This window comes from Frankia sp. Mgl5 (assembly GCF_023242985.1).
Lineage (GTDB): Bacteria > Actinomycetota > Actinomycetes > Frankiales > Frankiaceae > Parafrankia > Parafrankia soli.
Map to the genome: position 1 here is coordinate 42,559 of NZ_JALKFY010000679.1, position 10,189 is coordinate 52,747.

The following is a 10,189-nucleotide window of genomic DNA, read 5'->3' on the forward strand; positions in this document are numbered from 1 at the left end:
GCGTCCTATAGTTGGATAGGGAGGCTATCCAGAGGTCGCAGCCGCCGCACGGGCAGACGAGACTCCTCCACGGGCGGCAGCACGCGGCGGTCGCCTGGAGGCGGCGTCGCCCCGAGACCGCTGTCCCCCGGGGACGGCGGTCCGCCGGGCGGACGCACCGCGCACGGCGCCAGACACGAGCAGCACGAGAACGGAGGCGGCCACGTGGCCGAGACCCAGGCGGAGCAGGTACAGACCCCGAGCGAGACCCCGGCGGCCGGCGAGATCCGGCGGATCGGCGTCGTCGGATGCGGTCTGATGGGCTCCGGAATCGCCGAGGCGTGCGCCCGGGCGGGACTCGACGTCCTGGTCCGGGAGGTCGACGCCGGCGCTGTCGAGGCCGGCCGCCGCCGGATCACCGCCTCGCTGGACCGCGGCACCCGCAACGGCAAGCTCCAGGAGGCCGACCGGGACGCGGCGCTGGCCCGCCTGTCGTTCACCACCGACCTCGGCGACTTCGCCGACCGCCAGTTCACCGTCGAGGCCATCGCCGAGAACGAGCAGGCCAAGACCGAGATCTTCGCCGCCCTCGACAAGGTCGTCGCCGACGACTCCGCGATCTTCGCCTCGAACACGTCGTCCATCCCGATCATGAAGCTGGGGATGGCCACCAGCCGGCCGGACCAGGTCCTCGGCGTGCACTTCTTCAACCCGGTGCCGGTGATGAGGCTGGTCGAGCTCGTCCCGTCGCTGCTCACCTCGGAGCAGACCCTCGCCCGCGCCCAGGCGTTCGTGACCTCGGCGCTACACAAGGAGGTCATCCGGTCGCAGGACCGAGCCGGCTTCGTGGTGAACGCGCTGCTCGTGCCCTACCTGCTCTCGGCCATCCGGATGCAGGAGTCCGGCTTCGCCTCCGCGGAGGACATCGACCTCGGCATGGTGCTCGGCTGCGCCCACCCGATGGGGCCGCTGCGGCTGATCGACCTGATCGGGCTCGACACGGTGAAGGCCGTCGCCGAGTCGATGTACGAGGAGTTCAAGGAGCCGCTGTACTCGCCGCCGCCGCTGCTGCTGCGGATGGTGGACGCCGGCCTGCTCGGGAAGAAGACCGGGCGCGGCTTCCACAGCTACGCCTGACCCACCTGACCATCGCCAGGACCAGCTAGGACGAGGACGGCACGGACGTGGACCCGAACTTCGACACCTACCGGCTCACCGACACCCACGTCGCCGTGCGCGAGGCGGTGCGCGATCTCGCCGAGAAGGAGATCGCCCCGTTCGCCGCCGACGCCGACGAGAACGAGCGCTATCCCGTCGAGGCCCACAACGCGTTGGTCCGCTCCGGGTTCAGTGCCGTACACATCCCGGAGGAGTACGGCGGTCAGGGCGCCGACTCGGTGACGACCTGCATCGTCATCGAGGAGGTCGCCCGGGCCTGTGCCTCCTCGTCCCTCATTCCGGCGGTCAACAAGCTCGGCACCATGCCGATCCTGCTGTCCGGCTCGGAGGACCTGAAGAAGCTCGTCCTGCCCTCGATCGCCAGCGGGGAGGCCACCGCCTCCTACGCGCTCTCGGAGCGGGAGGCCGGCTCGGACACCGCCTCCATGCGCACCCGGGCGCAGCTCGACGGCGACCACTGGGTCCTCAACGGCACCAAGACCTGGATCACCAACGCCGGCGAGTCCCTCTGGTACACCGTCATGGCCGTGACCGACCCGAACGCGGCGAAGCCGGCCAACGGCATCTCGGCGTTCGTCGTCCGGGCCGACGACCCCGGCTTCGAGGTCGGCTCCAAGGAGCGCAAACTCGGCATCAAGGGCTCCCCCACCCGGGAGATCCACTTCGTCAACTGCACGATCCCCGCCGACCGGATCATCGGCGAGCCCGGCACCGGCCTGCGCACCGCCCTGGCCACCCTCGACCACACCCGGCCCACGATCGGCGCCCAGGCCGTCGGCATCGCCCAGGGCGCGCTGGACGCGGCGATCGGCTACGTCCGCGAGCGCCGCCAGTTCGGCCGCGCGATCGCCGACAACCAGGCCGTCCAGTTCATGCTCGCCGACATGGCGATGAAGATCGAGGCCGCCCGGCACATGGTGTACGTGGCCGCGGCCCGCGCCGAGCGCGGCGAGCCGAACCTCGGCTTCATCACGGCCGCGGCGAAGTGCTTCGCCTCGGACGTCGCCATGGAGGTGACCACCGACGCCGTCCAGCTCTTCGGCGGCGCCGGCTACACCCGCGACTTCCCGGTCGAGCGGATGATGCGCGACGCGAAGATCACGCAGATCTACGAGGGCACCAACCAGATCCAGCGCGTCGTCATGTCCCGCGCCCTGCTCAAGGGCTGACGAACCCGCGTTTCCCCTGGCAGCAGCCATGACCTGGGCCGCCAACCGATCATGGGGTGGCGGCCCGGATTCCCGACTACCACCGGTCGATCATGGCTGCTGCCGAGTGTTTGTGGACATAGCATGGATTCGATCAAGGGTTGTCCCGCGCCGGCCCCACCGTGCCGGTGGGGGCCGCCCCGTGCAACTGGGTGTCGGTGTAGGACGAGGACCTCGCTGCTGCGGCTAGCCACCCCTGGCGTAGACGCCGCCGGGCGAGGGCGGCACGGGACAACGAGACCGCGGGCACCACAAGCCACAGAAGCATCGGCAGAACGGGGCGATGCCCGGCCGGCGACAGAAGCCAGAAGGCCGCGACCGTGCCCAGGAAGGCGAGCACAGAGATCCACCCGACGCGGGCCGTCCGGACATCGTTCTGGTGGCGGGCCCGACGAGCCTCGACCGATGAAGATCTACCACACCCCGCTGCGGTGAGGACCGCAATCAGTTCAGGCCGGCCGCCTCGTCCTGACCGACGATGCACCGGGCGTAGGTGTGCAGCAGCACCGCGACCGAGTGACCGGCCCACTGGGCGATCTGTGTCGGGGCCACTCCGGCGTTCAGCCACTCCGACACGGCAGCGTGCCGAAGGTCGTACGGGCGGTGCGCAAGTGGCGAGATGAACTCGGCCGACGACAGCGCCCGTTTCCGCGCCTTCGCCCGCACCTTCCGATGACGGTCGTTCGTCACCGGTCCCCCGGTGACGCCCCGGAACAGCCGCCCGTCCTCGGCGGTGCCGAACTCGTCCAGATGCCGCACGTAGAGCGTCACAAGCAGCGGGTGGATCGGTACTTCTCAAGTGTCCCCCGCTGCCCGGTGCTTTAGTTGGCGCGCGGAGCGGGTGCCGTGGCCGGTCCACCCCCAGCCGGTGGGTGCGACGAGCGGGTGCATGTCGCCCTTCAGGGCGGCGGTTACCGGCTCTTGTAGATGTCGTGGGTGCCGATCCGCAGCCAGCGGACATGCGGGCCGTCGCGGCCCGGAACGGGCTCGCCGTACTCCCACAGGGCCCGGCCGTCCTTCGCCCACCGCAGTTCGAATACGCCCGGCTCGGAGCGGAAGCCCTTCACCCCGAGGCTTGGGTGGAACTGGCCCGCCTCCAAGCCTTCACGGAACAGTGCGACCGCGCGGCGGAACGCTCGCCGCTGCTCGGGAGTCAGCCGCGCGTACTCCGCCATGAAGCGGGCCACCTGCTCGTACGTGGGCACGTGGTCACGATAGTGCGGTGATCGCCTGCACTGGTGAGGAGGTCACGGCTACTCAGCTTGCCTTGGGATGCTCCTCGGCGGCCAGCTGGTCGAGGAGGGCATCGAACGCGGCGTCGGACAGGCAGAGGACGGTACGGCCCGCCTCGACATCCTCGTGGGCCTCGTCGATCGCGCGCTTGGTGTCGACGTCGGGTTCATCAACCCACTCGTGTGGCTCAGGGTAGGGCTGCGCCGCTGGGTCCATGGTCAGCCTCCCTACCGATGCGCGCCGCACCAACCTAACCGTAGCTTCATCCATGATGGCTGACTGTGGCAGCCTGGGCGACCCCAAGGGGCCAGCGTGCCCGGCCTGGGCACCGAGGGCGGTCCCGGGGGGCGGAGTTCGGGCCGGAATCGAGCCTGCGTGGACATAGCGTGGATTCGGCAGGCCCCGCCAGGTGCACGGCGCTTTAAACACGCAGGTAGAAGGCATGATCAGCCCGATTTAGCCAAGATCACGCGATCTACGAGGGCACGAACCAGATCCAGCGCGTCGTCATGTCCCGCGCCCTGCTCAAGGGCTGACGAACCCGCGTTTCCCTGGCAGCAACCATGATCCGGGCCACCCACCGATCGAGGGTAGGCGATCCGACTCCCCCGGCAGCCACCTACCACCGGCTGGCCATGGCACGGTCAACGCACTCGCCCCCGAGCGAATGTATATAGCGCAGTGTGGATAAATGCTTGCTATGAGCATCAGCGGGGGGCACGGGGAGGCACAACGCCCGTTCTGGCTGATAGCTGGCGGCGCAGCCGTGGCCGTCGGCTGGGCGGCGGGGCTGGCCGGGCAGGGTGGCTGGGCTGCCGTGCTAATCGCGGTCGGAGTGCTACTGCCGGTCGCGGCCTTTCTCGCGGACAGGGCCTTCGCCCGTGCCGGGGGCCTGGACATCGAGAGGGTCGCCGACCGGCTCGCTGACCTGGTGCGCGATCAATGGGACACCGAAGCGACCCGCCGCGGGGTGGGCGGCCCGCCGCTGGAAGTGTTCTGGCGGGCCGCCGACGCCGACCTGGTCCACAGCTGGCCCAAGCTGCGACAGGAGGCCGTGGATGGACGAAACGGACCGGTATCCGGCACCCCGGGCAGCGGGCCGGGCAGCCTCGCCGGTAGTGGCGCGTTGCTCGCGACCTACGACCGCAGCCCCTGCGGGCGGCTGGTCGTGCTCGGCGAGCCCGGGGCTGGCAAGACGGTCCTGCTGGTGCGGTTCGTCCTGGACCTGATCGGCCGCCGCCAGGCCGGCGAGCCGGTGCCGTTGCTGGTCCCGCTGGCCTCCTGGATCCCCGACTGGCAAAGCCTGTACGGCTGGCTGGAAGACCAGATCCTGCTTGAGTACCCCCACCTGTCCGCCGTCGACGCGGCCACCGGTGACACCCGGGCTGGAGCGCTGCTGCGCGCCGGGCTGATCCTGCCGGTCCTCGACGGGCTGGACGAGATCCGCGCCGGCGGCACCGACCAGGCTCTCGCCTCGATCAACGACGAACTCCCCGGCGACATCGGGCTCGTGCTGAGCTGCCGCACCGACGAGTTCCGCGCAGCCGTGCATCCCGACCCCGACCAGCGGCCGATCCACCTCGACGGCGCCGCCGGCATCCACGTCCTCCCCCTCACCTCGACGGCGATCAGGGGCTATCTGCTGGCCGGCGCCGGCGGTGACGGCCCACTCCGATGGGCACCAGCCCTGACCGCTCTGGCTGACCCGACCTCGTCCGTCGCCCAGGCGCTCACCACCCCGCTGACCGCCTTCCTCGCCAGCACCGCCTACAACCCACGGCCCTGGGAGTCCAGCCTGGGCCTGCCCAGTCCCACCGACCTGTGCGCCCTGCCCACCGCGGCCGCCGTCGAACAACACCTGCTCGCCGGGTTCATCCCCGCCGCCTACCGGCCACACCCCCACCAGCCGACCCGCTGGACCATCAAGCAGGCCACCCGCTACCTGGCCTTCCTCGGCCATCACCTCGCACACCGCCTGCACACCACCAGCCTCGCCTGGTGGGAGATCCCCGGCGCGACCCCCGGCACCTACCGGGTCCTCACGGTCGGGCTCACGGGCGGGCTCGCGACCGGGCTCACGCTCACGCTCACGGCCGGGGTCGTGGCCGGGCCCACGGCCGCGCGCACGGCCGCGCGCACGTTCGGGCTCCCGTTCGGGCTGGCGGCCGGGCTGGCGGCCGGTCTCGCGTTCGTGCTCGCGGGCGGCCTCGGGTATGCGCCTCCGGCGCGGACCGCGCTACGACTACCTCGAGGTCCCGTTCTTCTGAGTGGGCTCGCGGCCTGGCTCGTGGTCGGGCTCCCGATCGGGCTCACGGACGGGCCTCCGGCCGGGCTCACGGTCGGGCTGATGTGCGGGCTCACGGTCGGGCTCGTGGGCTGGGTCGGGCTCGACGCCCCTGTGAATACACAATCGAGCGCCGAACCCAGGTACACCCTGAGCCAGGACCGCACGAGCGCCCTCGTGAACGGACTCGCGTTCACACTGGCGGGCGGGCTCGCGGTCGGGCTCGCGTTCGTGCTCCTGGCCGGATTCATGGCCGGACTCGCGATCGGACCCGCCTTCGTGATCGCGATCGCCCTCGCGATCGGACTCTCCGCCGGGCTCGCGGGCGGACTCGCGATCGGGCTCGCGTCAGCATGGGGACGACTTGGGCTGGCCCGACTATGGCTGGCCGCACGCGGCCAGCAGCCCCTGCGCCTCGTCACTTTCCTCGAAGACGCCCACGCCCGCGGCGTCCTGTGCCGGGCCGGCGCGGTGTGGGAGTTCCGCCACGCCGACCTCCAGCGCCACCTCGCCGGCCCGCCCTGAGGCGCGCACCCCCGCCGGAGGCTTCGCCGCGGTCCGGATGGCCCGCGCCCGGTGGCCCCGGTCGGCTGCCCTGGTTGTCGGCCTGATGACGGGATGGCACTTTGGCGTGTCACGGGCGTTGCGCCCGGTGGACCCGCTAGAGTCCACCGGTGCTGATCATCGGGGTCCTGGTCGTCGGGGTTGAGCTGCCGTGATGGGGCAGACGCACGTGCTGAGCGGAGCGGTGGTCTGGTTGGCCGCCGTGCCGGTCCTCTCGCGGGAGGAGTGGCTGGGGTCGTACGCGCTGTCGCTGTCGTCCCAACAGGTGATCGCCGGCGCGGTGGTGGCCGCGGGCGCCGGGCTGCTGCCCGACATCGACCATCCCTCCGGCCGGATCGCGAACACCCTCGGGCCCGTCACCAAGATCCTGTGCCGCTGGGTGGGCCGGGCCTCCGGCGGGCACCGGCACGCCACCCACTCGCTGCTGTTCGCGGCCGCCATGGGTGCGGTCATGGGGCTGCTGGCCACCCATTTCCAGTACGGCTGGTGGGCGGCGCTGTACATCCTCGTGGGCTTCGGGCTGCGCGGCCTCGGCCTGGACTTCGAGGGCCACCCTTTCTGGTCCGGGCTGAAGGACTGCGCGGCAGCCGGGGCCGCCATCTACCTCATGCACGGCCTCGACATGAGCTTCGCCGGTTACGCCGTCGCCATCGGCTGCCTCGCCCACCTGCTCGGGGACTGCCTGACCCCCAGGGGCTGCCTCCTGCTCTGGCCGGTGAACTGGCGGATGGAGACGGTCCTGGTGCCGAGAACGGACGGCCGGGTCGAGCGCCTGGTGGTGGTTCCGCTGCTCACCTGCGCGGCCGTCGTCCTGACGGCCCGGGTCCTGATCGGCGATCATCCGATCAGTTGGCTCAGCTGACCCGCCCGCGGCCGAATCCCGCGCGCCGCTAGAGGCGCGGGACTACGCCTTCCCGGACGCGCGCCGAACCGCCAACTGGACAAGCCCGGCGAATTCCGCCGGTGCCGTGCGATGGGCGAAGTGGTCGCCAGGAAAAGTCACGAGCTCGACGTCACGCACCACCGCGCTCAGGTACTGCCGCATCACGACGACGGGGAAGCTCTCACTGAAGCCGTACACGACGGGAATCTCCAGCGCGGCGATGTCGTACGGCGGTGTCGGCGCCCGGGCCGACCGTTCCTCCGTGACGAACGCGCGGGCCTGCGGCCGGAGCCGAAGCCGCGCCTCGGCGCTCATCGCGTCGTATTTCGCCCCGAGCATCAGGCGCATGCCCGCGTCCTCAGGGTCCTCGCTCCACAGCATCTGCCGCATGCGCCGGTCGTCCCACCCCGACACCCACGCCAGCACCGTCTCGTAGAGCACCACGGCCGCGACGCTCTCCGGCGCCCGCACCGCGGCCCCGGCGGCGATGACCCCGCCGAACGAATGGCCGACGACGACCGCGCGGCGGCCGTCCAGAACCGCGACGAGATCCTCGATGTGGCCGTTCACGTCCACCGGTGCGCCGGTCGCGTTCGTCGACGTCCCGTAACCGCGGCGGTCGTACCAGCGCATGCGGCACTGGGACGCGAGCAGGTCGACCACCCGGGAGAACGAGCGCCCGCTGTCGAGAACACCGTGCACGAACACCACGAGCGCCTCGCCCTCGCCAGCCTCCGTCACGGCCAGGTCCATGACAAGGACAGTAGTAGGCCTGGTGCCGACGCCGCGGCGGCGGTGCACCCGCACGTGCGCCGCCGACCAGGAACATCCCGGCTGGCCGCCAGGCCGGACGCACCGGCCCATCGGAACGGCTGGCTATGGTGAGTGCCGTGAACCTGGACGAGGCCGAATGCCGCGTTCGCTTCGCGGCGGCACGGGTCGCCCGCCTGGCAACGGCCGGCGTGGACGGCCAGCCGCATCTGGTGCCGGTGACGTTCACCCTGGACGACGATCAGGTCGCCATCGCCGTCGATCACAAACCGAAGCGCTCGACGGCCCTACGGCGGCTGGCGAACATCGCCGCCAACCCGCGAGTCAGCCTCCTCGTAGACCAGTACACAGACGACTGGGACGGCCTGTGGTGGGTTCGGGCGGATGGCCGCGCACGAGTTGTCACGGACGGCGATGAAGGGGTGAAGCGGGCAGTGGCGATCCACCACCTGGCGGCAAAGTACGACCAGTACCGGGCCGTCACCCCGACCGGACCAATTGTTTTCGTCCAGATCGAGAAATGGCAGGGTTGGGCGTTCACAGCCCGCCAGAGGGTCCAAGGAGTCGATGGCGCGCCGGAGAGGAGACGTAGGCGCCCCCGCTAGGAACCCCGCCTCGGCACTGCGGAGAGCCGGGTACTCCCTCGCGGGGGGACGCGGTTCCGACTAGTCTTCGATCATGGTTGAGTCGCGGGAGGCAGGCAGCGGCGGATCGCCGGCCGTGGCCCCCGAGCACCTTCTGGCCCCTCGCCAGCGGATCGAGGCCGCGGCTGCCGCGGCCCTGGCCGAGCTGCCACCCCATGGCCGGTGGATCACGGTGACCGTCGAGGACCCGGACGAGGACGACCTGGTCTACGCGCTGGCACTGGTGGTGCGGGACCGGACGACCGCGGCCGAGGTCGCCGCGTATCTGGGGGTTCCCGTCACCGAACCCGAGGTCATCGGCTGGGCGAGCGAGTGGGCCGTTTCGGCGCGTTACCGGGGCAGTGCGGCCGGCACATCCGTGAGCCCGACGACCGACCCAGTCGAGCTGGCAGTCGATCTCGCGGACTGGCTGCAGACGTTCCTGGCCGACGACTTCATCTCAGACCCCGTGCCACCGTGCCCCGGCCATCCGCACCCGATGCGGCCGGTGGTACACGAGCGGAAGCCATGGTGGACGTGCCCCCGGGACGGCGGGCTCATCAGGCCCTGGCCGGCCCAGGTCACCGACCAGAGCTGACGCTCGAAAACGTCGCCCACGAGATCGCGGGCGGCGGACAGCCCAGCAGTCGAGCGATGTCCCACACCCCACAGGTACGAGCACGCGGAACCGTGTCAATCGGTGAGGCGCCGCCGGCCGGCCGGCGGCGCCTCACCGCGTTTGCGCTGAATCCAGGCAGCTTCTATACCGCCGCAATTAGGCAGGCCGTCCTAACCCGCGATGCAACCGGAAGGGGCGCGGGAGTCACCGGCGGCGGGGTGGTGATCACGGTGGGCTGCTCCGACTGCTGAGCCCCTGCCCACGGGTACTTGTGCTCGTGGTGCTTCGAGTTGTACCAGAGCACCTTCTCGAGAGTAATCTTGATCTTCTTCTTCACCAGATCCTTGTAGTGGCGGTCGTAGCCACCGGCCGGCTGGTAGGCGGCGGCTACGTCTCCCGCATCGTCCCCGTCCTCCACATAACCGTCGGGCTCGTCACCGTAGGACTCGCCGCCGTAGGACGGCCAATCCTTCTTCTCGTGGTCCTTCTTCTCGTGGTGCTTCTTGTCCTTGCCGTCGTACCAGACGACCCGCTCGTAGCTGAAGGCGTCCTTACGCTTCGAGACATCCTTGTGCTTCTTGTCGGGCTTCTCGCGGAGGTCACCGGAAGCCAGCGCCGCGTCGGCGACCTCAACCGGGTCGACAGCACCGACCACACCGGGAACCAGCGGCGTGTCGACGAGCTCAGCCGGGTCGCCGGAGCCGGCCGGGGCACCGGGAACCGGCAGCGGGGCGGCGAGCTCAGCCGGGCCGTCGGACTCGTCACCGTCGGACTCGCCGCCGTAGGACGGCCAATCCTTCTTCTCGTGGTCCTTCTTCTCGTGGTGCTTCTTGTCCTTGCCGTCGT

The 10,189-nt window shown here is 70.6% G+C and carries 11 protein-coding genes; 6 read left to right on the top strand and 5 right to left on the bottom strand.

Going from position 1 to position 10,189, the window contains the following annotated elements; all coding sequences use genetic code 11:
* The first annotated feature begins 204 nt into the window (after positions 1-204).
* Together MXD62_RS23955 and MXD62_RS23960 are read left to right on the top strand one after the other, a co-directional pair.
* Positions 205-1,116: a 3-hydroxybutyryl-CoA dehydrogenase gene (locus MXD62_RS23955; protein WP_308301314.1), complete on the top strand. Its 912-nt coding sequence runs from the start codon at positions 205-207 to the stop codon at positions 1,114-1,116.
* 47 nt (positions 1,117-1,163) lie between these two features.
* Complete coding sequence (locus MXD62_RS23960; protein WP_248831705.1) at positions 1,164-2,327, top strand: acyl-CoA dehydrogenase family protein; 1,164 nt, start codon at positions 1,164-1,166, stop codon at positions 2,325-2,327.
* Between the two features lie 483 nt (positions 2,328-2,810).
* Here MXD62_RS23960 and MXD62_RS23965 read toward each other — a convergent pair whose 3' ends face one another.
* From MXD62_RS23965 to MXD62_RS23975, 3 genes are all read right to left on the bottom strand, one after another.
* Positions 2,811-3,125 carry a hypothetical protein gene (locus MXD62_RS23965; RefSeq protein ID WP_248831706.1) on the bottom strand — a complete coding sequence of 105 codons (315 nt, stop codon included), beginning with the start codon at positions 3,123-3,125 and terminating at the stop codon, positions 2,811-2,813.
* A gap of 152 nt (positions 3,126-3,277) precedes the next feature.
* Positions 3,278-3,571 (bottom strand): hypothetical protein, encoded by a 294-nt coding sequence (locus MXD62_RS23970; RefSeq protein ID WP_248831707.1) that lies wholly within the window; start codon positions 3,569-3,571, stop codon positions 3,278-3,280.
* Positions 3,572-3,623: 52 nt separating this feature from the next.
* A complete protein-coding gene (locus MXD62_RS23975; protein WP_248831708.1) occupies positions 3,624-3,815 on the bottom strand; it encodes a hypothetical protein in 192 nt (63 codons plus the stop codon).
* Positions 3,816-4,299: 484 nt separating this feature from the next.
* Here MXD62_RS23975 and MXD62_RS23980 point away from each other — a divergent pair, with 484 nt between their 5' ends.
* Together MXD62_RS23980 and MXD62_RS23985 are read left to right on the top strand one after the other, a co-directional pair.
* On the top strand, positions 4,300-6,408 hold the full coding sequence (locus MXD62_RS23980; RefSeq protein WP_248831709.1) for an NACHT domain-containing protein: 2,109 nt from the start codon (positions 4,300-4,302) through the stop codon (positions 6,406-6,408).
* 193 nt (positions 6,409-6,601) lie between these two features.
* Positions 6,602-7,309, top strand: a complete 708-nt coding sequence (locus MXD62_RS23985) for a metal-dependent hydrolase (protein ID WP_248831710.1) — start codon at positions 6,602-6,604, stop codon at positions 7,307-7,309.
* A 42-nt stretch (positions 7,310-7,351) separates the two neighbouring features.
* Here the strand turns inward: MXD62_RS23985 and MXD62_RS23990 are convergent, their stop codons facing one another.
* Positions 7,352-8,083 carry an alpha/beta fold hydrolase gene (locus MXD62_RS23990; protein WP_248831711.1) on the bottom strand — a complete coding sequence of 244 codons (732 nt, stop codon included), beginning with the start codon at positions 8,081-8,083 and terminating at the stop codon, positions 7,352-7,354.
* 137 nt (positions 8,084-8,220) lie between these two features.
* Here MXD62_RS23990 and MXD62_RS23995 point away from each other — a divergent pair, with 137 nt between their 5' ends.
* Complete coding sequence (locus MXD62_RS23995; RefSeq protein WP_248831712.1) at positions 8,221-8,706, top strand: TIGR03668 family PPOX class F420-dependent oxidoreductase; 486 nt, start codon at positions 8,221-8,223, stop codon at positions 8,704-8,706.
* A gap of 73 nt (positions 8,707-8,779) precedes the next feature.
* A complete protein-coding gene (locus tag MXD62_RS24000; RefSeq protein ID WP_248831713.1) occupies positions 8,780-9,322 on the top strand; it encodes a hypothetical protein in 543 nt (180 codons plus the stop codon).
* Positions 9,323-9,485: 163 nt separating this feature from the next.
* Here the strand turns inward: MXD62_RS24000 and MXD62_RS24005 are convergent.
* Positions 9,486-10,189, bottom strand: a 704-nt coding sequence (locus tag MXD62_RS24005) for a hypothetical protein (RefSeq protein WP_248831714.1), incomplete at its 5' end; no start/stop codon positions are given.